This window comes from Kothea flammea, assembly GCF_052161645.1.
Lineage (GTDB): Bacteria > Planctomycetota > Planctomycetia > Pirellulales > Pirellulaceae > Laterigemmans.
The window spans coordinates 7,461,718-7,485,761 of the sequence record NZ_CP197414.1; the positions used below are offsets into that span (position 1 = coordinate 7,461,718).

A 24,044-nucleotide genomic window follows, 5' to 3' on the forward strand; every position below is an offset into this window, starting at 1 on the left:
AAAGTATAGTCGCCTTTCGCTCCGCCGAAAGTTTCTAAGGCCTAGTAATCACCTCATCAAGATTCAAAATAACCCGAGCCACCAGCGTCCACAGCGCGGCATTCCGCCGCGCATCGGAGCTGTCAAACTGCACTGTCCGCTCAGCTAGAATCTCCTCAGCCGACAAACTTCCGGAGGCCAATCGTTCACGTTGGGCTACCAGCAGATCGCTTAAAATGCCAAGCTCCTCCGCATCCGGCAAACGGCTGACGCACAGCCGCATGGCACGTTCCAAACGAGCTTGGTCAGAACCTTCCGGCAACTCTTCGATCAAACGACAGCCCAGCGCGCGAGCCGCTTCGTTGAAGGTTGGATCGTTCAGCGTCGTCAGAGCCTGCAATGGCGTATTGCTGAGCGAACGACGCACGCAGGAAGCATCCCCGTTGGGAGCATCAAATACTTGCAGTGACGGGTATGGCAACGATCGATAACGATGAATATATAAGCCACGACGGTAACGATCACCACCTTGAGATTCGTACCAATTCTTGGGTCCGTAACTGACAGGCGGTTTTAGCATCCAATCGGGTAAGGGCGGATAGCAGGGTGGTCCGCCAATTTGCGGATTCAACAACCCGCTGGCAGATAATGCCACGTCGCGAATCATCTCGGCGGGCAGACGCTGACGCGAACGATGGCTGAGCAGCCGGGCTACCGGATCGCGCTCTTGCAACTCGGCATCCAACAACGCTTGTTGGCGATAAGTGCTGCTGGTGACAATTAAACGATGGAGATGTTTGCGACTCCAGTCGCTTTCTTGCAATTCGACCGCCAAGTAGTCGAGCAATTCAGGGTGGCTCGGTGGCGGACTTTGCAATCCCAGGTCTTCCGGCGTCTCTACCAGCCCCAATCCAAAGTAGGTTTGCCACAACCGATTGACGATCGCTCGCGATGTGGTCGGCGCATCATCGGCGACGAGCCATTCAGCCAAGGCAAGTCGATCTCGTGGGCCCCCTGTGTCACCGGTTTCCGGCAGCGGGTTGAGGACAGCTGGCACGCCCGGCTGGACGCTGCGAGTGGGGCTGAGGAAGTCACCTCGTTTTAAGATAAATGTTTCGCGAGGTTGTTGGCGAGCCACTAACACCAATTGCGACTCAGGTTCAGGATGTTGATTCCAAAGCTGTTCGATCTCGGCGTTGGCCGGCGCCCAAGCTTCAACGGTTTGTCGCCAAGCTGAGAACAGTAGATTCCACTGCGTTTCGGATCGCAGTGATGCGGGAACTGAAATCGCTTCGCGCAGCGGAGAGTCGAAGGGATCGGCTTGGGGTGCGTCGACTCCCGTGACGGCAAAACGAATCCGCCCCAAGTTATGACTTTGGTTGTCGTCGCTGTTCCAGCCGCCATGATTTTGCGTCAGCGTGATCAACAGTTCGACCCCATCGGGACCGCCCACAATCGGCTCGCTGGGTACGAACACCGCTTGGCTATCTCGGTTGCGACGTCCCGGCCCGATGTCGGTGCCCCAGGCGGTTGAGGGGTCGCCATCGATCGCCATCGCCACCGGTCCGGTTACACGTTGTTGTTTGCCACGATCATCGTAGACAGCGGGAAGTGGGGCCGCCGTCGGCTCCACGTTGGCCGTGGCGGTCTGCCAACGAATGTCATATGGTTCGCCGGCATTTTCACCCAGCGGAGTCGCCCGCACGCGAATCTCCGATAGTGCGGCGGTGCCAAAGATGGAACGCCCGGGTCCCAGGTGCGGCAGGTTGGGATGCGTTAACAACTCCAGCCGCAATCCGCTGAGGGGCAAAGCTTCGGGGCCTAACCGTAACGTAAATGTGGGGCTTGATTTGGTCGGCGCGTAGCCTTGGGCCAATAACGAACCATCTCCCAGGTCCAGAAATTTCTGTCCGCCCGAAGCATTTTCGTCCCAGTCAGCAGGCACGACCGTCCAGGTGCTGGCGTCGCTCAACTGACTGGTCGCCCACTGGCTCGCCAGCTCTTTCCAATCTGGCTTGACCGCGCGCAACTCCTGTTCAATGCCTTCAATTTCGCTGAGGATTGCTCCGCGTTGCTGCCGTTGTTCGGCAGTGTAGACCGGCAAATTGGCATCGTGATCGCTATTAAGAAAAGCCATCAACTGAAAGTATTCTTCTTGGCTAATGGGATCAAACTTATGATTATGACATTGGGCACAGCTGATCGTTAACCCCAGCACCGCCTTGCCGAGGGTATCCATGCGATCGAACATCCCCTCCATCCGGAACTGTTCCGGATCCGCTCCACCTTCTTCGTTAATCATCGAACCGCGGACAAATCCGGTGGCCACGCGGCTGGTTTGATCGGCTCCTTCGATAAGATCGCCGGCAATTTGATGTTTGATAAAAACATCATAAGGCAAATCCGCATTAAAAGCGTTGATCACCCAATCGCGATAAAACCACATGGGACGTTGTTTATCTTTCTCATAGCCATCGCTGTCGGCATAGCGGGCCGCGTCGAGCCAGGGCAACGCATGGCGAACACCGAACTGGGGAGATGCCAACAATTGATCAACCAGTCGCAGATAAGCGTCGGGCGCATCGGAAAGCACGAACGCATCCACTTGCTCCGGCGTGGGAGGCAGACCGGTCAGATCCAAATAGAGGCGACGGCAAAGCGTGATCTTGTCAGCCGTCGGTGAGGGACTCAGCTGGTTCGCTTCCAAGTTTTTCAAGACAAAACGATCGATCGGGTTGCGGCACCAAGCTGGATCGCTGACCCGAGGAATCGCGGGTCGCGAGGGGGGCTGGAAAACCCAGTGGTCAGCCGGATTCTGCTCCTCATTCGCCAACTCAGCGGGCCATTCGGCACCTTGTTCGATCCAGCGGCGGAGGATGTCGATTTCGCTGCTGGCCAGTGGGCCCGCGGGGGGCATGCGTTGATCATCGTCGTCACTGATCACGCGGAGCAGCAACTCGCTCTGCTCGGGGTCGCCGGGCAAGATCCCGACGCTGCCCGACTCCCCTCCGGCAATCGCTTGCCGACGCACATCGACTCGATAGCCGCTAGTTTGCTTATCGCCGTCGTGACACTCGTAGCAGTGCTGTCGCAAGATTGGCAGCACATCGGAGCTGAAGGAGACGCTGGGGTCTTGGGCATCAGCAACCGCCCAGCCCATTTGGGACAGCACGCAGCAGAGAGTCGTCAGCAGCCACAGCCGTATCGCTTGCCCACACATCGTTAATTTCCGCCCACCAACACGGGATCCAAATAACCAACAGACTACATGATATCAAAAAAACTTCGCAACAATTGTAGAACCGCTGTCCCCAGCTGTTTGTGGTTCTTGCAAGCGATTGGGAGCAATCGCTCTACATTGTTTTGAGCCGCGCAAGCGATTGGGGACAATCGCTCTACATTGCAATCGCTTTACCCTAAGAAGCTGGCGGTGATTTGCTGTGGTTTGACGACACCCTTGTCCGTGATGATCGCCGCGATTAGCTCGGCGGGCGTGACGTCAAAGGCCGGGTTGTAGACGGCCACGCCGGCGGGAACGGTTGTGGTGCCGAAAGGTTGCGTGATTTCCTCGTCAGCGCGATATTCAATCGGAATCTCACTGCCCGATTGTAAGGTTAAATCGAACGTATTATGTGGTGCAGCCACATAAAAGGGAATGTTGTGATATTTGGCTAGCACGGCCAAACCATAAGTGCCAATTTTGTTCGCGGCGTCGCCGTTAGCTGCAATCCGGTCCGCTCCAACCACCACGGCTCCCACCCGCCCCTCGCGCATGACTTGGGCAGACATCGAATCACAGATAACCGTCACGTCGACTCCCGCTTGACTCAATTCCCAAGCTGTTAAGCGAGCACCTTGCAGCAACGGCCTGGTTTCATCCGCGTAAACTTTCAGTGCTGGATTAACACTGTGCGCCGCATAGATCACGCCGAGCGCCGTGCCATATTCGCTGGTCGCCAATCCGCCCGCGTTGCAGTGGGTGATCACTCCTTGGCAAGCAGCCAGCAACGGAGCACCGTGTTGACCAATCCGCCGACATAACTGACGATCGTCATCATGAATGGCAATCGCTTCGGCCAGCAACTCAGCCGGAGAAGATGTCTCGACCAGCGGACGCAGACGATCCAATGCCCAAAACAAATTGACCGCCGTCGGCCGGCTGGTTGCTAAATAATCAATCGCGGAAAGCAACCCGGCGGGACTGGGATCGGCTTTGGCTGCCAAAACAACTCCATAGGCCGCCGCAATACCGATCGCCGGCGCACCACGGACCGAAAGTTGACGAATCGCTTGCCACACCTGCTCCACCGTTTGACAGTCGAGCATTTCCAGTGCTGTCGGCAAACGGGTCTGATCAATCAGTCGAAGGTGACCCGTTTCATCGCCGATCCATTGCAATGTTTGCGGCGGCCGTGTTTGTGAAGGCATCGATTATGCTGCGACGGGGTGGTAAGGCATGTCGAATGTTTCGGCAACCGGCCGATAGGTTACTTTGCCGGCCATGATGTTTGCCGACTCGGTAATTGCCGGCACGTTGTGCACAGCGTCTTGGATGCCCCGCGTGGCCAATTGCATGACGTACGGCAAAGTTGCGTTGCAGAGGGCAAACGTGCTGGTGCGGCCAACTGCGCCGGGCATGTTGGTCACGCAATAATGCACCACTTCGTCGACAATGTAAGTCGGTTCCTGGTGCGTCGTCGGTCGACTCGTTTCAAAGCAACCTCCCTGATCGATCGCCACGTCAATGACCACGCTGCCGGGCTTCATCAACCGCAGGTCTTCACGTCGTACGAGATGCGGCGCTTTGGCACCTGGAATCAAAATCGAACCGACCACCAAGTCGGCCACTTTGAGCTGTTCGAGGATCATGTGGCGATCACTGAACAACACGTTGACGTTGGCCGGCATGGTATCGTCGAGATACCGCAGGCGATCGAGATTCACGTCGAGAATAGCCACATCGGCTTGGAAACCAGCCGCGATGCGAGCCGCGTTGGCCCCCACGATGCCACCTCCCAAGATCGTGATGTGCGCGGGAGGAACCCCGGGGACACCGCCCAGCAAGATGCCGCGACCCATCTGCGGGCGCTCAAGAAATTTAGCCCCCTCTTGGATGCTCATCCGGCCGGCAACTTCGCTCATCGGCGTCAACAAGGAGAGCCGTCCGAGGTGATCTCGCAACGTCTCATAGGCTAAGCAGTTTGCGCCCGATTCAACCATCGCCGTGGTTAAGTCACAACTGGCCGCGAAATGAAAGTAGGTAAACAGGGTTTGGCCGGGCCGAATCAATGGCCACTCTTCGGGTTGCGGCTCTTTAACTTTGACGATCAACTCGGCCTGCGCAAAAACTTCAGCCGCGCTGGCCACCAATTTGGCACCAGCTCGGAGATACGCGTGATCGGCAAGCCCTGAACCCAAGCCGGCTCCCGCTTCGATTAACACCGTATGGCCACGTTGCGTCAATTCCTCGACTCCGACAGGCAACATGGCGACACGATACTCGTCCATTTTTACTTCACGCGGTACGCCAATAATCATTTTTCAGGCCTATTGTTCGGCACGAGAGGAGCGGATATTGATCTTCCGGAATACTGTACGCGACCGACGACCATTTCGCTAGAAAGCTTTATGAACGATCCTGCCAAAAACCTGTCGCAACCGCGTGAGCATACGTCCAAATTGGCAAACTTGCTGCGTCTGTTGGGCCCGGCCAGCCTAGTCACAGTCTCAGCGGTCAGCTGGAGTGCGGTGGTCACAATCACACAGGTCGGGGGAATGTCGGGATTTCGCTTAATTTGGCTAATCGTGATCAGCTGCTTGCTGAGAGGCTTTATCCAATTTGAGCTGGCCCGCTACGCGTTGATCCATGGCCGCACTAGCCTGGCGGCGTTTGCTGAAGTGCCGGGACCGGCTATCGCGGGCCGAGGAAATTGGCTGGTCTGGTGCTGGGGCTTGATGTGGCTGGCCAGCATTTGCCAACTGGGAGGCTTGATTGGTGGTGCCGGCAGCGGCTTGGCGGTCGCCGTCCCGGTGACCGAGATTGGCCGTGATTACAATGGGTTGGCGCTGCTAAAAATCGCCCAAGAAGGGCAGGCCAGCCGTTCGCGATTGCAACCGGTCACCAGTTCGCCTGCGAGTGTTTCCGATAGCGACTCAGCAGCACTTGCGGCGAAAAAAGCGGCGGGTTTGGAGGCGGCCGTGGAGAAACTGCAAACTGATTACAATCGGAAATATGCCACCGAAGTGGATGGGCAACGCCGCATTCGCTCACCGGCCGACGCCCTACTTTGGTCAAGCCTGCTGGTCGCCGTTGGCTCCCTGCTGCTCGTTTTGCCACCGCCTCGTTGGTTGTCGGGAGTGGCGATCGTTGTGGTGGCGGTCAGCTTGGGGTTGCTCATGGCACTGTTCTTCGGCTTGCAGAGCCAGCCCCAGTTCGCAATTTCGGCAGGAGAAATCGCGTCCGGATTGACCCTTCGCTTTCCCATCGCTGCAACAGGCGAACCGGCATTTGAAATCGCGTGGGCCGCCTGTTGCCTAGTCGGCGTCGGCTCGCTGGAACTCGTGCTGTTTCCGTATTGGTGCCAGCGTCACGAGCCAGAGCCCAGCGTAAACGCGACTAACGAGCAAGCGGACCGCTCGTCCCGTTGGAAGGCCTGGCTGCATTTCAACACCTGGACGTCGATCAGCTTTACCACCTTGGCCACGCTAGCTTTTTATCTGCTGGGCGCCGCGATCTTGCCGCGTTGGGGCCTAGTGCCCGCAGCCAACGATCTGATCAGAACGTTATCAGCCGTTCTGATTCCGACACTTTCCAGCGGACTTGCTCATGCTTGGCTGGCCCTGGCGATCCTCGTCCTACTGAGCAGCTTGCTGGTGATCACGGCGGGCCAGTCCCACGCGTTTGCCGACTGGTTGCGCGTGACGGGGATCATCGGTGAAGACACAGCCAGCGTAAATCGCTGGCAGCGCAGGCTCTGTGGCGTTGTCCCAGTGCTGGCGATCTTAATGCTACTCACCTACCCAAACCCAGCACGCCTGATCGGCGTCGGCCTGTTCGCGCAAGCACTGATGCTGCCCCTGCTGGCAATCGCCGCGCTCTACTTTCGCTATCACCAAACAGGCACCAAGAGAACGCCCAGCTCGCCAGCAAACGACGCCAGCAACTCCTGGTGGGACGCCTGTCTCTGGTTGAGCGCGATAGCTATGCTGGTGATCGCAGGTTGGACCCTCTACGCAGGATTGGCAAGCTAAAAACGCAATGCATAACGATCAAGAGACTGGCGGCAGCGATACTAATAATCCCACGATTGGAGATCCCCCGCAGGGCCAGCAGTCGTCCTCGACGGCGCCACTGCGGTTTGGCGTTTTGGGTACCGGGCGAATCACGCGTCGCTTGGTGGCCGATCTCCAGCAAACGCCAGGCGTGATCGTCACGGGGATTGCCAGCCGGGATGCGACGCGGGCTCGCTGGTATGCCGACCAGTTTGGCATTCCACACGGCTTCCATGGTTACCAAACGCTGCTGGAAAGCGACGAAATCGATGCCGTCTATCTGGCCCTACCTCCGGCAGCACACAGCGACTGGGCACTCGCCGCGGCCCAAGCTGGCAAGCATTTGTTGTGCGAAAAACCATTAACTGTCACTTCTGCGGAAGCCCAACAGCTCGATCAAGCTTGTCGCCAAGCAAATGTGTATTGGCTCGACGCGACCGGCTGGGTGCACCATCCACGCACGACCGCGATGGAGTCGCTGTGCCGCAGCGGTCGCCTGGGGCAACTGCGTCACATCACCAGTGCCGTTTCCTTTTTCGAACCTTTCCAATCGGACGATCATCGGCTAGAAGAATCGCTCGGCGGCAGCTGTCTGCTCGACCTCGGCTGGTACGCCGTCGGCTTGGCCGTCTGGGCCGCCGGTGGGGCGACACCGCAGCGAGTTGTCGCCAGCGGTCTGCGGCGCCGCGGCATCTGCTATCGGGCTTCCGCCTTGCTGGAATTCGAGCATGATTTATCAGCCACGATCCAGTGTGGTTATGATATCGCCACGCGAAAATGGATGGAGGTGGCCGGTGAGGATGCGGCAGTTATTTGCGACGATTTCACGCGCCCCTGGAGCCAACGCCCAGCTCGTTTTTGGATTCACGATCGCGCCGGTGATGTGGAAAGCCAAGTCGTCGAGGGGCATCAAGAACAACACATGATCGTAGCGCTCAGGGATGAAATTTGGGGGCACAAGCAACTGGACTCATTCCGCCGCCAAGCCTTGGCAACCCAAGAGACGATCGCGGCTATCGCCGACAGCCTGTGAGCCAATCCGAGCGTTGTGAATTCAACGATTCAGAGATCGGGAATTATTTCTCACTCGCATGCAAGTCTCCCAGCAAGGGCGAATTTGATAACTCTTCCGCGGTCACTAAATTATTTGATAGCAACGCTGCAGTTAATCGCTCCGCATAGTTCTCCAACCGCTCTAAAGTTTGGCTATCGATGCGAGCGGGTGGGTCAACCCCTTTAACCAGACCCATCATCATTGCTGCCGTGTCATGGGCGAGATTCGGATTCTGGGTGATTTCCGCGAGTGCACCTGCGACGCACTTATCAAGCGACTCAAGCTGATTGTCGCAGGCCAAACGCAACGCATCCTGAACCTTGGACAACTGTAGCGGCCCAGCGTGCTCTTCGCCAGTCTTTTCAATTGCATTCTGCCAGACCGCGGTCACCGATTGAAACTCATTTTTGATCCGAGTGAAATCTCCGATGAAAAATAGCATTCGGTTCAATTCCGAGCGCGCATTCGCAAGGAACACTAGGGTCCGATTATCTTGGGGAAATTGGTCGCGAGTTTCCGTAAACAATCGCACCGAGTTGGCAAACTTTTCAGCGGCTTCGTCATAGCGATGAACATGAGCCAGCGTCCGACCCATATTATGAAAAGTTCCCGCCACGTCCCGTCGCGCGCTGACTGAATCGGGCGAATTTTCAATAACCACTGTCTGAATCTGCATAGCCACCCCGTATTCATCGATTGATGCATCAACTTCCCCCAAGTCGCGGTGCACCAATGCTTTTCCATTATAAATCAAGGCTAACAACGAACGCATGCGAGGCCGCATTTTTTGAACTGCAGCCGTTAACGTGTCGCCGGTGAAGGGCTGTCGTAAAACATCTTCTGCTTGATTGTATAAGGCCAAAGATTGCTCCAAACGTTCCGTAAACGCTTGTGGTTCATGCGACTGATTCAAAACGTATTGATGCAGGGTATAGGCGTGCAAGTCCAACGCGCGGGCAAAGCTCAACCGGTAAGAAATAACGCTAGGGTTTTCACGGTTCAATTCTCCCAATATTTGCTCGGACTCAAGAAACATCTCCAGCGACGCCTCAGGATCGAGTTGGCGACGATCAAAAGCGATCGTCATCAGGTCACCCCCCAACAAAAAACGGTTTTCTAGTTTAGCGGGATTCTCACTCCGTATCGCCCGTCGAACCTCTACGGCTTGAGTCAGCATTTGTAACGACTCGTCACGCAGTGATGTTCCTGATAACGACTCCAAAATCGTTGCATTCAGCGAAGCAATGTCTCTTTCAACTTCACGGGCGAGACCTTCATCAATTTCCTGCTCGGTTAAACGCTGCACGATGTCTTGAGCCGCTAGTAATTTCTCTCGCGCCGTCGCGATGAGCCCACGAGCCTGGTCTAGCGATGCCATCGCCAAGTAAGTCTCAACCAACCAGAGTTCCAGTTCAGGAGTCTCGCTCGCAGCGATGCATGCCTGCATTTTAGCAAGCAGCGTTTCATAGTAGTCTTCAGCGATGGTCAAATCGCCTTTTCTTTGAGCCGTGCGCGCGGCGCCCGCGTAGGCGTAAAACAGCAGAGGGGCATATTCGTTCCGATCGACGGTTGCCGTATCTAGTCGGCTGAGGTCCACGATCGCAGCATCGAATAAATCGAGCGCCGCTTGATCGTCCCCGAGTTTGCCAAGCAGGTTCGCGTACCGCGTCCGTGATTCAATCAGCAACGGCAGGGAGCTCTCCGCATCCGCGTCCTCCAGCAGGGTGCCGTAATAGTCATAGGCTTTCTGCAAAAGCTTACTTCTCAATGGCTGCAGGCCGGGCGAATCCAACAACTCTTCTTCGCTAACGGTGGTAAAAAAATCATCAATGGCGTTAAGCGCTTCCTGACGATTGGCAATCGCCTCCGCCTCATTCATCGTCGCCGCCTCCGCCGCTTTAACCGCTGCCTTGCGGGCCGCATCGGCAACGATGGCAAACCAAGTCGCCACAGACGTGCCAACGAACATCGACAAAAATACGGCGGCCAACATGGTGACCACACCACGATGTTTGCGGACGAATTTGCTCGATTTATAGAACCATGAAGGCGGCCGCGCTTCGATCGGCTCATGATTCAAATACCGCCGAATGTCATCGCCAAGACTTGCCGCCGAATCATATCGCCGACTGCGATTTTTTTCCAAAGCTTTGACAACAATCCAATCAAGATCCCCAGCCAATTGCTGAGTCAGCCGCTTACTGTCGGTACGTCGACGTGACGTAATTTGACCCAGCAAATCCTTACGAGTCGTCAACAAACGCGAACTGGGCTTGGGGGACTCGTGCTCGCGGACATAGGCCAACAACTCAATTACCGACTTGTCTCGTAGAGTTTCATCGTCCAGCGGTGTGCAGCCGGTTAATAGTTCATAGAGAACAATCCCCAAGGCAAAGATGTCTGTGCGGGTATCAATATCCGCTGAGTTTAAACCAGCCTGTTCGGGACTCATGTATTTGAGCGTCCCCAGAACCTGACCATATTCCGTAAAAACAGTTTTGTCCGTCAACTTGTGGGTCGAATCCAAAGCTTTGGCCAAGCCAAAATCAATAATTTTTGGAACTGGCTTGTCATTGAGCTCGGCAACAAGCACATTCGACGGTTTGATGTCGCGATGAATAATGCCTTTTTGATGTGCGTGCTGAACCGCATCACAAACTTGAATAAACAATTCCAAGCGCGCGGTGATCTCTAAGTTCTGGGTATCGCAATAAGTCGTAATCGGAGAACCAAGCACCAGTTCCATGGCAAAGTAGGGCTGACCCGATGCGGTCATGCCGGCATCCAGTATCTTGGCAATACCGGGATGGTTCATGATTGCCACGGCTTGCCGTTCAGCCTCAAACCGGGCGATGACATCTTTTGTATTGCTGCCCCATTTGACAACTTTCAAGGCGATCCGTCGCTTGATTGGAATGAGCTGCTCTGCCAAATAGACCAATCCCATGCCCCCTTCGCCAATTCGCTGCAGGATCTTGTATCCTGCTACCGACACCTCAGCATTTGGCCATTGGTGTTCCAAGACATCACTTTCGCAAGTGAGCATGGCATCCGTTTGGTCGGGGCTCTGAGTCTCAAGGTTATCCGCGTGAGTATCGGGTAACGATTTTTCGATCTCAGGATTCGGCTCTTTGGTCAACGCAATGATCCAGCTTCAGTGTGTGAACGCGACAACGTGTGGACAGACAATCCATCGAAACCACCGTCGTTCCCGTCACTAAGGATACCAAAATTCAGCCGCTGTGAGGGTAAGCAGCAACCATAATTTGGCAAAATTCACCGCCCAGCCTTGCAACTCAAGAAACGATCGCGGCTATCTTTCGGTGATATCAACCGTTGAACGCTCGCTCACGGTTCCGAGGAACCGGACGCTGACGCGCTGCGGCTAATGCCGTTTTGTTTAATGACTTATGCGGAGGTGTTTAATGAAGATGTTTTTAGGAACTTTCGGCGGAGCGAAAGGCGACTTTGGGGCTAGGGCTGTTTCTTTAGCAGTGAGATCAACTGCTGATTGTCCATCTTTCCAGCCGCTTGCGTGCCCGCCATGACGCCGGCCACCAAGTCGCGTTTAGCCTCGTGCAAGGAAAGAATCTCCTCCTCCACGGTACCACGGGCGACAATTCGGTACACCATCACGGGTCGTTCTTGGCCCATGCGATGCGCCCTGTCGGTGGCTTGATCCTCGACCGCCGGATTCCACCAGGGATCCATGTGAATCACGTAGTCGGCGGCCGTTAGGTTAAGCCCCGTGCCGCCCGCCTTCAGCGAGATTAAAAACACGTTGGCATCCCCTTCCTGAAAAGCGTCCACGCGCTGCTGGCGCTCTTGCGCAGGCGTGGAGCCATCTAAATAGGCATACGTAATGCCGCGTTCGTCGAGCGCTTGGCGGATCAACGCCAAGTGTTTCGTGAATTGGCTGAATACCAAAGCCCGATGCCCCTCGGCGCGGAGGTCTTCTAACGTCAAACATAATTGATCCAATTTGGCGGACGATTTATCCCAACTCGGATCGACTAAGCCCACGTGACATGCCAACTGACGAAGCCGCGTCAGCATCGCCAAAATGCGAATCCGTTGTTCTTGTGGATTCGACAAGTCGGCAATCGTTTCGACCTCACCCAACGCGGCCAAACGCACTTGCTCATAACGGGCTTGCTCTTCCTTACTGAGATCGACGTACAGGTTCATCTCGGTGCGGGGTGGCAACTCCGTAAGCACTTCCGTCTTGGTCCGTCGCAACACAAAAGGCTTGAGACGATCCGCCAGAGCGATGCGGGCCGACTCGCTTTGATCCCGCTCGATCGGAGCGGCAAAACGACCGCGAAACGAATCCCAACTACCAAACACGCCCGGCGAAACAACTCGGAACAAACTCCACAACTCACCCAAGTGATTCTCCACCGGCGTGCCCGTCAGCCCCAAGACCCAATCGGCAGGAATTTGCTGGATTGCCTGCGAAGTCTTGCTGCGGCTGTTCTTGATGGCCTGAGCTTCGTCCAGCACCAAACTCGTCCAGTTCACTTTCGCAAGCGCTTCCCCGTCCCGCAAAGCCAAACCGTAACTGCAGATCACCAAATTATTCGCCGCAACCGTTTCCAAGAACTGCAGCCGCTCGGTTTCACGATACAGCGACACGTTTAAATCAGGAGCAAATCGCTCCGCCTCACGAACCCAATTAAAACCGACGCTGGTGGGAGCGATCACCAAAGCGGGACCGGCCGCCGCGCGATCGAGCAACACGGCCAAGGCTTGCAAGGTTTTCCCCAGCCCCATGTCATCGGCCAAAATACCTCCCACTCCCCATTCCGCGAGCCGCCGCATCCAACGGAAACCTTCTAACTGGTAATCTCTTAGCTCGGCTTGCAAATTAGTGGGTACTTGCGGATCGAGCGATTCAGCCTGCCGCAACCGAGCAAGGCATTCATGCCAACGCTGGCTGGCGTCGACTTGCAACTCTTCGTCCATTAAATCGCGAACCAAGGGTGCCGCCGTGGCATCCAATCGCAACTTATTCCGCTCGGTATGCGTGGCATCGCGCAACCGTTGCAGACGCTCTTTCAACTGCGAAGAAACTCGCGTCCAATTCCCCTTGCCGAGGTGCACAAAGTTGCCTTGCACCGTCTGCAAATCATCACTCCCCACCGCCTGCACCAACTGTTCGAGCTGGATCGATTGGTCGCCCACTTGAGCGGTACCGCAAACGCCGAACCAATTGCGTTCGGAAGTAATCTGTACGCTGACATTTTTGTTGCTCAGGCTGCCCAGCACAGACGGCTCGCTGGCCGACTGCGGGTCCCATAACAACTCGACCTGCTCGGCCAATTCCCGCAACCGTTCCAAGAATTCAAGTCCAGCCTGGAAATCGGCAATCGTGCCCGACCAGTTCTGGTGATTTTCTACTTTGATTTCCAGGTGACCGGCCAAGCCGATCGCCCGCTGCTTCTCTACTAAACCGTCACGCTGAACTTGCACCGTCTGACCGTCACGCTCGGTCGTCATGATCAAAGGAGCTCCACCCGGTAATCGCAAGCGGCCATCGGGACAGCGGACGCGAAAGCCAAAATCTAATTGCCCATCGGCACGGGTGCGGAGCAGCATCACGGGGACCGTTTCCAACAACTCCAGCGGCCCCTCCAACTCGGGCGGCAACGTAATTGGCAACGTCGTGCGCAAGTTACGAGCACGTGCCAACAAGGCGTTTAAATGGATTTTGGCAATCCCAGCAAACTTAACTAACTCCCACAACATCTCCAAACGTTCCACGCGATCCTGGCAAATGCAAATTCGCCCAGCGTCGCTCCCCACCCACAACAAATACTCGCCGATAATCCGCACCTGGCCAACATCTCGGGGAGTTAAACTATTGAACGTAACCGGCTCACCCAGCGACGAACTCAACTTCAACTCGAATCCCCATAGATCACCACTTAAACAACCAATGCTGACCTCATAGTCGGCGGTTTCTATTACCACCGGCTGCTCGTTTAACAACACGTTTTCGGCGCCCACTAACTGGCCGATGGCGACCGCCGGCTCCAAGGAAAGGCGTGGGCTGAAACTATAAGAATGTTCCGGACTGAGGCGAATTAATCCAACAACCACCTGATCCTGCGGCGATAAATCATAAGCTTCTGGATGATTCTCCAGTTCCGCATGCAAGTTCTCCAGCGTCACCTTGCGACCCTTCGAATAACCACCCCGCTTGGTTGGCTGCTGAATCAGCGGTTGCATAACGGGCGCACCATTTGAAACCACCAGATTCCAAACAATCCGTTTCTGGAGCAAATCCTCCGGGTCAGGCAGCCCTGGATCGTCCACCTCGGAATGAACGAGAGCTTTCTGGATCGCCGTTAAATGCGAATCCAGCAACGACAGCCGCAGCACAAAATCATCTTTGTTGTCAAAAATGAATGGCGGCGGCGTGTCGATCACTTCATCGCTTTGCAGCCTGTCCACCAAGTCACTCTCCTGATTCCGCAATTGGCGAATCAGGTAGCGACAAAACAGCGAAACATGCTGGCAAGGGTACTTGCCCTGAGAGTGCTCGCAGGTGCAGCCGGCGGGAGAGATTTTGCGGCTGAATAACCCGGCTGGGTCCTGACGAACGAACAGCCAAAAAGCTTCGCCTTCAAGCGCGATGCTGCCCTGAATCTCGCCGGCCGCATAAACTCCCGTGACGCCAAACTCACAGCTCAAATAGAGCGCCTTCAGGCGGACAGCTTCCTGCGGCCGCTCCGAGCTGATCTTGTATTGCGCCGGCAACATCTGCAGCAACAACTCGAGATCATCCAGCCAGTCACCTGTTTTTCGCACTTCTGCCATGCAACGGCCAGCGGGGATGGGCGTCCGTGAACCTGTCATCTATGGTCTACGATACACGTTAACTGACCGCTGTGCTATTGCCCCCAGCGGCAAGCAAACCCGAGTCAACAACGCCCAACACCCCAGCTAACTAACTCCCCAGCTTCACCACGAGCCCCCCATGCCACCATCCGACCCGCAACCACGCCTGATCTTCCTCTCCGGTGACCTGGTTTTCGCCAGCCGAGTGCGTGGCGCCTGCGAAGAGGCTGGCTATGACTTCCATTTTGGTGCCAACCTGCCCCCACCGGCCGACCCACAGGCCGCTCAAGCGGTCCCCTTCGTAGTCCTCGATCTGGCGACCCGCAGCGGACTAACCGAAAAACTGGTTGCCGACGCGCGAGTTCACTATCCCAACGCTCGCCTCATCGCCTACGCCCCCCATGTTCACAAAGGCAAATTACAAGCGGCCTCCGAGGCGGGGTTCGACGAAGTGCTCACCCGCGGGCAGTTTGACCGCTGGTTGACCCAGCCAACGCGCTGGAAGACCAGCTAAGCAGGTCAATTTGGCAAAAAAATATCCCTATTTTGTGTACATTCTTCCATTCGCAAACGCTAGAAATAAGCGGGTGGGCTCACTGGTGAACACCGGGGCTTTCTTTGGCTACGAACGGGTGGTTGAGCCCCCACCCCTTCGCCACGTATCCTCAAACGCAAACAATTGCGGTTTCGTAAGTGAGATCACAGCTCAAATTCTGAACCGTGTAGGACGGGTCTCCAGCCCCGGCTGATTATTAAGACGAGCCTGGAGAGCCGTCCTACGTCAGAGATACTCTTGTACAGCAGTACGCATTTCCCTACAATTGGAAGGTGCACCGCGGAACCGTTCTTCCCCACAGCCCCGCTTAAATCCCCGCCAGGCCCCCCGAAAACTGACCACCACCAGCCGCTCAGCTGAAGCGTGCCAGCTCCGCATCATGGAAAATTCTGATGAACCGCTACCGAGGCTCCCATCCGACGCAAGCCCTAACGCTGCGCATGCGTCGAACGGGAATGATTCTTTGATTGATGCAAAATCATTATGGTTGGCCCTGTCCGGAACCCCAGGAGTAGGCGTCTCGATCACCGACACCGAGGGCAGACTGCTATATGTCAACGAAGCTTCCCAGGTCTTCTTTTCGGAAGAAAGTGGCATCGGATATGCCAGCAAGAACATTGCGGATTTTCATCCACCAGCGTTTGTCGACGAACGTTTGGCATTGATCCGCCGTGTCATTGACGAAGATCGACCGCTGGCAATTCGCCACATCTACAACGGGCGACGGATCGAGTCGACGATTTGGCCGATTCATGACGAGGACGCCCCATTTAACCGAGTGATGGTGATTACCCACGCCAGCAGCAACGATGAGTCAGGAGTACCCGGGCAGGGAATCGAAATGGTTTCCTCGCAGTACTTGGACCTGGGGCCGCTCGATGTCTTGTCGCCACGGGAACTGGAAGTGTTGGTATTTTTAGGGCATGGAATGTCAGTACCGGAAACGGCTGCCGCATTGAAACGCAGCCCGAAAACCATCGAACATCATAAAGACTCGATCGGCAAGAAACTGCATGCGCGTGGTCAAAGCGAGCTGGTTTCCATCGTCACCAAATTGGGACTCGAGTTGGACGACCTCAAGCTGCAAAGACTGCCGAGAAAACCTTGAGGAATGATCGGAAAGTAAGCGTCGTCTTTCACTCTGCCAGTTCAGGGAACACTTCTTCATCCAACTGCATGCGGCGGATGATCGACTTTAGGCGAATTTGAAAATCACTTTTGTAATTCGCCACTTGCTGTTCGGTCAGTTCCAGTTGGGCGGCGACTTCTTTGTTGCCTTCGCCGCATACGAACAACAATTCCAAGCATTTGAGTTTGGCCCAATCGCCGTTGCTTCGCCAGCGGTCGATTTGCTCGGCAATCGCGTCGCGCACGGCTGCCTCTTCGAGATTGCGGCGTTCGCCGCTGCGAGCAATGGAACTGGCTTGCCGCGCCGGGCCGGCCATTTCCCAATCGCCTTCGCTGGCCCGTGACGACTGAAAGCTGATCGCGGGACGGCGGCCCTCGCGGCGCAAATAGTCAGTCAGTTTGTACGCACAAATTGAGAACAGATAACTTTCTAGCGGCCGCCCGCCGTCGTAATTCGGCAGACTGGTCAAGAAACCAATAAAAGCATCTTGGACGATATCTTCGCTGGCCGCCCGGTTGCGGATGCGACTTTCGGCAAACGCCAGCAACCGTCCTTCGTACCGCTGGATCAGGTCCTCCCAGGCTTGCTGGTCTCCCTGACGGATGCGTTCGACGAGCAATGCGTTGGTTTCTTGCGGATCGACCATAAAGGTTGCTAAGCCGGGTGTCTACGAGCGATGCGGCGGGTAATGCCGGTACCAGCCAGCAGTAAACACAATCCTACGCCGCCGACAACCCCCACCGCTTCGAGACGTTCCGCCAGTTCACGATTTTGCCACGTCGCCAGCAACCGCTGACGATATTTCTCATCAAACCGTAACCGCACCGCTTGCTCATAGACAGTTTCGTCACCCAGTTGGGCAGTGCCTTCATAGCGATCCGTGGACGGCAGCGATTCAAACAACATCTGCTCGCTCAACATCTGCTCCGTTTCCGCCGGATTAAGCACAGCTGCTCGCTCAGCACCCAACACGTGATCTGCATAAGCGGCCACGGCACCGCGGATTTGCAGTTCCAAACTTTCGCGAGCTTCAGCTTTCGATGGCAACAACAACGACTTGACCGGCCACACCACCAGTGACGAATCGAGATCGGGAGCCATCTCCAGCCACTCGGGACGATCGTCTGGATACTGGGCATGATCGAGCGGAGCGACCGAGAGCGTTCGAGGCGATGAGTCATCACCATCCTGCGAACTTTCTTGCGGATTTTCCTGCGGACCTTCGTCCGCGTGACTTTGCTGCCCGCCGCCGTTGATTGCCAGCACGGCAACCAGCATCAGCAAGCAACAGCGATTGAAAAAAAGCATGTTCATGATGTCGGTACCTAGCTTTAAGCAATTTGAACGGGTTGAGTCGCCGGATCGGCGAACCGCTGTTTGGGGTTTTCCCAAGGTGCGGCTAATTGGACGGCGATCGAAATCAGACCAGCGGTGAGCATTCCGTACGGTTGTGGGATTGGCAAGATTTGGTGCAGCGCCCAAGCTCCGACAACTGCCACAGCCACACCCCACACGCTGACTCGCACGCGGCGGAGCGGGTCGGCCACTTTCCACCAGCGTAAACCGGCCAGCAGCAAGGCAAAGTGCGCCATCATGGCTGCCATCATGGGCGTTCCGTCTTGGTAGAAAGCTAAGGGCAGGGAGGTGGCGTCAATATCTCGCTCCAGCCCCTCGCCGATCGGCAACATGAGGAAATTAGCCAACTGGAAACTCGCTGCGCCAACTGCGGCACCAGCTCCCAACATGACTGTCCGACGACCAAAACTGGAACCCTCTTCACGCTCCCACAATTTGCCGAACAGCAACACGGCGGCGGCCGAACTGGCAGCCACAATCGCCGACCAAACAAAAGGAGCCACCTGCAAAGCGGTCACTGGCTGGTCCCACAAGGCAACCGCACCCACACCGGTTGCCAAGGCGGCACAGCCAGCAACCGCCGTGGAGGTCGATCCTCCCAACTCCGCCAACCGCACGCTGGAGCGTTTGCTGGCCAATTCGCCACGTCGACGCTGACGCCATTGTTTCACAGTCATGATCCGCGGCTGCTGACGAGGCACCCCGGCGAACTGCTGGGTCGCTTGCGTCGAAGTCGGCTGGGACATGCCCAGCACGATCGCGCGAATAATGTAGTACGGCACATAGAAAATCGCCAGTAAACTCAGCAACGGCACTAGCCACTGGGTGTTGAGAATCAACAGAATCACCCCCATCACCAGCAGCACCAACCGCGTTCCCGGAAAGGGAGCCAAGCTGGCCCACCAACGGCGCACATCTCCAAAGGTGGAGCGGACCACACGGGCCAATGGCTCCTCACGGTTAACCGCTGATCCACCCGTTTGATTGCCGACCAAATGTTGATGCCCTCCCGCATGGCGATGCGGGAACTGGCCCGCCAACGGCACCGACGAGGGTCGATGATGGCGGACTTCGCCAAAGTGCAAGTCGTTCCCGGCCCCGTCATCCCTGACACCACCGTCCGGCCCAAAGTCGCGAGTCTGACGCGCTGCAAAGGGTCGCTCGGCGGTGCCCAACTCAGAAGTAAATTGAATACCCGCATCGACTGAGCCCGCGTTACCTGGGCCCGCAATGAAGGCAGATGAGCCGGTCGCATCGATCACCGAGTCACTTAAATTGCCACTGACGGACCGCGCCAAGCCGTGTTCATCGAGCACAATTCCCAGCGGCCGCACCATCTGTGCGACTGTCTGTTGACGAGCGGCGGGGTTCTTCTGTAGTGCTTGCCAGATCACGCTGCGATAAGGTTCCGGGACGGCCGACAAATCAGGATTCGCCGTCAAATGTTTCATCACAATTTCGTGACTGCTCTCCCCATCAAAGGGGACCGTGCCGGTCAGCAATTCGAACAGCACGATACCCATCGCGTAAATGTCGATCTCGCGACCATAGTTTCCGCGTCCCACTTCGGGCGCCATGTAGTGAAACGTACCAACCGATTCGGTATGCCCACCGCGGCGGGAACAGGAGATGTACTTGCTCAGCCCATAATCACCGATCTTCACAATGCCGTCATCATCAAAGATGTTACCCGGCTTGAGATCACGGTGGACAATCCCCGCTTCGTGCAGGTGGGCGACACCGCCAGCCAACGCGGCAAACCAACGCCTCGCTTCGGCCTCGCTAACTCCCTGCGGTGCGCGATCGAGCGCTTGCCGCAAACTGTCGCCAGCCACATACTCCATCACGATCCAAGCCTGGCCGGCATCGTCGTAACGAATATCGTAGAGCGAAATCAGGTTGGGATGCTTGAGATTCAAACAGTGCGAAACGCCCCGCAACTCGATATCTAAATTCCGTTGGATCCGCTTGAGAGCGACCTCTTTCCCCGCGTCACTGAGGGCAAAGTAGACTTCACCAAATCCGCCCACGCCCACGCCCCGCTTGAGCGTGTAGCCGGCCAACGGTTTACTGCCGCTGGCGTAGCTGAAGCTAAGGCCGTTTGCCTCCCGTCCGGGGAACGGCTTGGCGGCGGTGACTGGGCTCGTGGCGGTGACTGGGTTGGGACCAGCTGCTCCGCGGGCCGCTTCGGCTTGCCCTTCATCAAAGGCCCAAGTCCTATCTAATGTTTCGACCGATGCTGACATTGCTCCTGGTTCTCCCGAAGGCTGAGTGACGCCCGTGGCATGTGGTAGATCCGACGCGGGGCTATGTTCCAAGGCAGTTTCCTGACTTGGTTGAGGCGCTGCGGGTTGTTTTTTTTCGTCTTCAGATTGTTTTTTTGGCCCTAGCCAGCGACGCAAACTCATGATGGCAGAGCCTCCAGTGTGAATACCAACCCATTCGCTTCGACGCGCCCGCCAACCGGTACGGGCACGCGCCCCCGACTCGCTTGACCGTCGACGATCGTTTCTCCCTCTCCTCGACAAAACCATTTGCCCTCACGATGCAACAGCACCAATTCTCCGGTCGCCAAGGGGGTCCAGATGTGGCTGCTGCGAGTGGGCCCGAGGATACAAGTATCAGCCAGCAGGATAATTGCATCGCTGCGAGGACGTGACTTGTGTCGCTTATCAAGCTGCAAGCGGGCCGAAGCACTTAAGGGATGAGGCGTGGAAAATTCCATCCGCACTCCCCGCACAAGGGGCCCGTTGGGCGATTGAGCGGTCAACCCGGCGAATGATCCGGCCGACGTTTCCGCCGCGCCGCTGCCGAGGGTCAGAAAATCTCCGTCGCGTAACATGGCGGGCCGATTCATTCGGCGTCCACCAAGTAATACTGTGCCCAAAGGCTGCAGTACATAATCTCGACCTTGTCGTCGAATACAAGCTTCGCGACGTGATAAATCTCCCTGCAGGCAAATCTCAGCGTCTTCCGACCCACTCGGACCGCCAATGGTCCAGTCGTCGCCCGGCAGCAGCAAGTATCCACCTACGCCATCCACCCACAACAACCATCGACCGGCCACCGACTCCACCTTTCCAACCGGCTTGCCGGCTCGCGATTCGCTGAGGGAGAATACCACGTCGCTCACCTGTTCAAAAAAGCATCAAACGACAGGAAACAAACTTTGCAATCGACCTAGTCCTACTCGTCGTCGCCCAATTGGATTCCGGTCAGCGCGGTTGCCCCGTCGCCAGTTTGATCCCCATCAAAAAAGCTGGTGATCTCATCCAATAACTCGGCTTCACCTTGCTCATCCAATTCGATGCCACCAAAGTAGTCCGTATCGACTTGCGTCATCTCCTTCTCAACGTCGATGCGAGCCGAAATCCGATCGAGCAACTCGCGAGTCTGCGACAAAGCACTGTCGTCGAGCGCTAACTCGCTGCTGGTCTGAGCCACCCGCACGGCGGCCAAACGAGCTTGCAAGTTTTCCACTTCGACTTCCAGCTGACGTTTGGCCGACAGCATCGCTTCCATCCGCTCATTGGCGGCTGCCAAAGTTTCTTGGCGAGCCGACAACATCTTATTCAAATTATCAGCCATTTCCTTGCGAGTCTTGTATAACTCGAAACGACGGCCGAGGTCGTCCTTCACTTGATGCGAAGTGTAGGTCTTGCCCGAGTAGACGAACACGTTGTCGCCACCGGCCAAGTCAGTCTTCAGCCGCATGATGTCGGCTTGAGCGGCTGCCAATTTCTCTTCCGTCTCGCCAACTTGACGCTCCAGCTTGGCCACGCTAATCCGCTCCGTGGCTATCCGCTTGGCGTTTGAGTTGATCTCCGGAGCCAAGTCAGCGATCAGCTGACGAGCTCGCTTGATTTCCCACTCGAGGGGCACCGAGTCTTCGGCTGTCTGCTGAAGCCAGCCACCCGCCGTGCGAGCATAGCTCCACAGTCCCGAGCCGATCACCAAACCACCCAAGGCCGAAGCCAACACACCACCGATCAAAAGTTTCTTAATCATCGCTATCCGTCTCCTCGTTTGATGGATTCCCGCAATTCTGACTGCGTGGCCAACTGCGCCGTCAACATGACGTCACTGGTGGGTCGATTGTGGCCATCGCCGTGGCTCGGCTGCCAGGAAAGTAGCCGGCCAACACTAAGGAATTCGAGACTTAAGCGGCGATCTTGACGCGCAAGAGCGAAAAAATTAGCTCCGCGGAAGAAAAATCACTGAAAAGAAACCGACAAACCGGCGCGAACCCAGTCGCGAGCCCACCTTTCTGAGGAACATCCTCGCAGCAAAGCTACAGTTTCTACGCGACGACAGCCATCATGGCTCGGCTTCCGCCAGCGAATCCAACTCCGATCCAACTCCGACCAATACCCACATAACCGGCTAACTAGTTTCACCCGGCTTCCGCAAAGGTATCGCCTCACTCGGAATTAACGCCGGGATTGCGTCGCGAATCGCGTACAGCCACTGCTCATCTTCGCTCACAAGCCCCCCCGCAGCTGGTTCTTTAACCAGTTCATCGGCGGCATCCAAACACTCGCCCGCCTCAATCCGACGGTTGAGACTTTCCAGCTCGGCCGGTGTGGCTATCCGCAACGGCAGTTTGGTTTGGGGACAACGCAAAATCTCCAGCAGCACCGGGTCAATCACTGCTTCTGGGGCTGTCATGATAGCAAGAGGTCCATGGAGTTGAGTAATCAGGAGAAAATTCCCCAAAATAGGCGGGGAAAATTTTTCGCGTAAATCATGAAGGAAAATCAGCAAATTACCGAGAAACCGCGCTGGCCCCCGCTGAAAACCTTCAGCATCCGCCGAGTCGGTAACCGATATCACAATCTAACGCTTATCTGACCTCCAGTGCGAGGTCTCCGCAATCACTTATTGGCGAGGGAATGCCATGCGAAAGCGGCAGTTGCAGTTTGGAATCGCTGTTGGATTCGGTATCTCAGTATTTGTTGCAAGCAACCCGCTTGCCGCACAAAACCCAAACCGAGTGGTCGATCCACTCACCGGCCAGACTTATGAGCGACGTTTCCGCACGGTGGAGCGTCCCAGTGTCGAGACTCGCCTGGAACCCAAGGTGGTCACGATCTCGCGTCCTGAAGTGGTGACGGAGTTGGAGCCAGTCCACAACACTTATTTTACTCCGGTTGTGCGATACGACTGGCAACCTCGCTGGCACAACACTTGGAATCCCTTCGTGGCACCCACGTTGGCTTACCATTACGCCCCGCGGACTCAGTGGGAAGCTCGCACGGAGACCTACAATCGCCCCCGCACGACCACTCGCTGGGTGGCTGAAAAGCGAGTGGTCAATGAACCGCGGCGGATCACGACGATGCGTCGTGAACAAGTCGAAGACTGGGTCGCCGTCTCACCGGGCCCCGGTCCGCAAACAATTCCCGGCTCGGGCCTGGAACCGCAACCGGCAACACAAGTCGCCACGCTACCCACCGCCCCACCCGCTCGCCCAAAAATGGGAGGCATGCCGCCCACCGTGCTCAACAGCGACCCTTACAGCACTCGCACCATGCTGCGTTGAGTCTTGAGTCTTGAGTCTTGAGTCTTGAGTCTTGAGTCTTGAGTCTTGAGGTGTGAGGTGTGAGGTGCGAGGTGCGAGGTGCGAGGTGCGAGGTGCGAGGTGCGAGGTGCGAGGTGCGAGGTGCGAGGTGCGAGGCTGCGAGGCTGCGAGGCTGCGAGGTGCGAGGTGCGAGGTGCGAGGTGCGAGGTGCGAGGTGCGAGGCTGCGAGGTGTGAGGTGTGAGGTGTGAGGTGTGAGGTGTGAGGTGCGAGATGCGAGGTGCGAGGTGCGAGGTGCGAGGTGCGAGGTGCGAGGTGCGAGGTGCGAGGTGCGAG

General features: G+C 56.5%; 16 protein-coding genes. 5 read left to right on the top strand and 11 right to left on the bottom strand.

Translation table 11 applies throughout. The annotated features are described in order from the left end of the window. Nucleotides 1–34 precede the first annotated feature (34 nt). The 3 genes from SH139x_RS27845 to ald form a co-directional block, all read right to left on the bottom strand. Nucleotides 35–3,199 (bottom strand): PSD1 and planctomycete cytochrome C domain-containing protein, encoded by a 3,165-nt coding sequence (locus tag SH139x_RS27845; protein WP_488352983.1) that lies wholly within the window; start codon nt 3,197–3,199, stop codon nt 35–37. 191 nt (nt 3,200–3,390) lie between these two features. Next, the gene (gene mtnA / locus SH139x_RS27850) at nt 3,391–4,407 is read right to left on the bottom strand and encodes an S-methyl-5-thioribose-1-phosphate isomerase (protein WP_488352984.1); all 1,017 of its coding nucleotides are present in this window, start codon (nt 4,405–4,407) and stop codon (nt 3,391–3,393) included. Between the two features lie 3 nt (nt 4,408–4,410). Continuing rightward, nucleotides 4,411–5,517 carry an alanine dehydrogenase gene (gene ald, locus SH139x_RS27855; RefSeq protein WP_488352985.1) on the bottom strand — a complete coding sequence of 369 codons (1,107 nt, stop codon included), beginning with the start codon at nt 5,515–5,517 and terminating at the stop codon, nt 4,411–4,413. A gap of 90 nt (nt 5,518–5,607) precedes the next feature. Between ald and SH139x_RS27860 the strand changes: the two genes are divergently transcribed. Together SH139x_RS27860 and SH139x_RS27865 are read left to right on the top strand one after the other, a co-directional pair. Further along, nucleotides 5,608–7,230 carry a hypothetical protein gene (locus tag SH139x_RS27860; RefSeq protein WP_488352986.1) on the top strand — a complete coding sequence of 541 codons (1,623 nt, stop codon included), beginning with the start codon at nt 5,608–5,610 and terminating at the stop codon, nt 7,228–7,230. 7 nt (nt 7,231–7,237) lie between these two features. Further along, complete coding sequence (locus SH139x_RS27865) at nt 7,238–8,284, top strand: Gfo/Idh/MocA family protein (protein ID WP_488352987.1); 1,047 nt, start codon at nt 7,238–7,240, stop codon at nt 8,282–8,284. A gap of 43 nt (nt 8,285–8,327) precedes the next feature. Here the strand turns inward: SH139x_RS27865 and SH139x_RS27870 are convergent, their stop codons facing one another. Both SH139x_RS27870 and SH139x_RS27875 read right to left on the bottom strand, forming a co-directional pair. After that, the gene (locus SH139x_RS27870; protein WP_488352988.1) at nt 8,328–11,444 is read right to left on the bottom strand and encodes a serine/threonine protein kinase; all 3,117 of its coding nucleotides are present in this window, start codon (nt 11,442–11,444) and stop codon (nt 8,328–8,330) included. Nucleotides 11,445–11,779: 335 nt separating this feature from the next. Continuing rightward, nucleotides 11,780–15,127, bottom strand: coding sequence for a DEAD/DEAH box helicase (locus SH139x_RS27875; protein WP_488352989.1), 3,348 nt, complete (start codon nt 15,125–15,127; stop codon nt 11,780–11,782). A 160-nt stretch (nt 15,128–15,287) separates the two neighbouring features. On the opposite strand from SH139x_RS27875, the gene SH139x_RS27880 reads away from it, so the two are divergent. Continuing rightward, complete coding sequence (locus tag SH139x_RS27880; RefSeq protein WP_488352990.1) at nt 15,288–15,662, top strand: histidine kinase; 375 nt, start codon at nt 15,288–15,290, stop codon at nt 15,660–15,662. Between the two features lie 505 nt (nt 15,663–16,167). Beyond that, a complete protein-coding gene (locus SH139x_RS27885; protein WP_488352991.1) occupies nt 16,168–16,812 on the top strand; it encodes a LuxR C-terminal-related transcriptional regulator in 645 nt (214 codons plus the stop codon). Between the two features lie 28 nt (nt 16,813–16,840). On the opposite strand, the gene SH139x_RS27890 is transcribed toward SH139x_RS27885, so the two are convergent. The 6 genes from SH139x_RS27890 to SH139x_RS27915 all read right to left on the bottom strand — a co-directional run bounded on the left by SH139x_RS27890 (nt 16,841) and on the right by SH139x_RS27915 (nt 22,857). Continuing rightward, nucleotides 16,841–17,479 (bottom strand): RNA polymerase sigma factor, encoded by a 639-nt coding sequence (locus SH139x_RS27890; RefSeq protein WP_488352992.1) that lies wholly within the window; start codon nt 17,477–17,479, stop codon nt 16,841–16,843. Between the two features lie 8 nt (nt 17,480–17,487). Continuing rightward, complete coding sequence (locus SH139x_RS27895) at nt 17,488–18,147, bottom strand: hypothetical protein (protein ID WP_488352993.1); 660 nt, start codon at nt 18,145–18,147, stop codon at nt 17,488–17,490. Nucleotides 18,148–18,164: 17 nt separating this feature from the next. Further along, the gene (locus tag SH139x_RS27900) at nt 18,165–20,507 is read right to left on the bottom strand and encodes a serine/threonine-protein kinase (RefSeq protein ID WP_488352994.1); all 2,343 of its coding nucleotides are present in this window, start codon (nt 20,505–20,507) and stop codon (nt 18,165–18,167) included. 86 nt (nt 20,508–20,593) lie between these two features. Beyond that, the gene (locus SH139x_RS27905) at nt 20,594–21,322 is read right to left on the bottom strand and encodes an FHA domain-containing protein (RefSeq protein WP_488352995.1); all 729 of its coding nucleotides are present in this window, start codon (nt 21,320–21,322) and stop codon (nt 20,594–20,596) included. 53 nt (nt 21,323–21,375) lie between these two features. Continuing rightward, on the bottom strand, nt 21,376–22,197 hold the full coding sequence (locus tag SH139x_RS27910; protein ID WP_488352996.1) for a hypothetical protein: 822 nt from the start codon (nt 22,195–22,197) through the stop codon (nt 21,376–21,378). Nucleotides 22,198–22,572: 375 nt separating this feature from the next. Further along, on the bottom strand, nt 22,573–22,857 hold the full coding sequence (locus SH139x_RS27915; RefSeq protein WP_488352997.1) for a Trm112 family protein: 285 nt from the start codon (nt 22,855–22,857) through the stop codon (nt 22,573–22,575). A 229-nt stretch (nt 22,858–23,086) separates the two neighbouring features. Between SH139x_RS27915 and SH139x_RS27920 the strand changes: the two genes are divergently transcribed. Further along, nucleotides 23,087–23,731: a hypothetical protein gene (locus tag SH139x_RS27920; protein ID WP_488352998.1), complete on the top strand. Its 645-nt coding sequence runs from the start codon at nt 23,087–23,089 to the stop codon at nt 23,729–23,731. Nucleotides 23,732–24,044: the final 313 nt, after the last annotated feature.

Coding starts and splice junctions, on each gene's coding strand:
- SH139x_RS27865 (WP_488352987.1), top strand. CDS start 7,238: ATGCATAACGATCAAGAGACTGGCGGCAGCGATACTAATAATCCCACG.
- SH139x_RS27845 (WP_488352983.1), bottom strand. CDS start 3,199: ATGTGTGGGCAAGCGATACGGCTGTGGCTGCTGACGACTCTCTGCTGC.
- SH139x_RS27895 (WP_488352993.1), bottom strand. CDS start 18,147: ATGAACATGCTTTTTTTCAATCGCTGTTGCTTGCTGATGCTGGTTGCC.
- SH139x_RS27915 (WP_488352997.1), bottom strand. CDS start 22,857: ATGACAGCCCCAGAAGCAGTGATTGACCCGGTGCTGCTGGAGATTTTG.
- SH139x_RS27860 (WP_488352986.1), top strand. CDS start 5,608: ATGAACGATCCTGCCAAAAACCTGTCGCAACCGCGTGAGCATACGTCC.
- SH139x_RS27910 (WP_488352996.1), bottom strand. CDS start 22,197: ATGATTAAGAAACTTTTGATCGGTGGTGTGTTGGCTTCGGCCTTGGGT.
- SH139x_RS27890 (WP_488352992.1), bottom strand. CDS start 17,479: ATGGTCGATCCGCAAGAAACCAACGCATTGCTCGTCGAACGCATCCGT.
- SH139x_RS27875 (WP_488352989.1), bottom strand. CDS start 15,127: ATGGCAGAAGTGCGAAAAACAGGTGACTGGCTGGATGATCTCGAGTTG.
- mtnA (WP_488352984.1), bottom strand. CDS start 4,407: ATGCCTTCACAAACACGGCCGCCGCAAACATTGCAATGGATCGGCGAT.
- SH139x_RS27880 (WP_488352990.1), top strand. CDS start 15,288: ATGCCACCATCCGACCCGCAACCACGCCTGATCTTCCTCTCCGGTGAC.
- ald (WP_488352985.1), bottom strand. CDS start 5,517: ATGATTATTGGCGTACCGCGTGAAGTAAAAATGGACGAGTATCGTGTC.
- SH139x_RS27920 (WP_488352998.1), top strand. CDS start 23,087: ATGCGAAAGCGGCAGTTGCAGTTTGGAATCGCTGTTGGATTCGGTATC.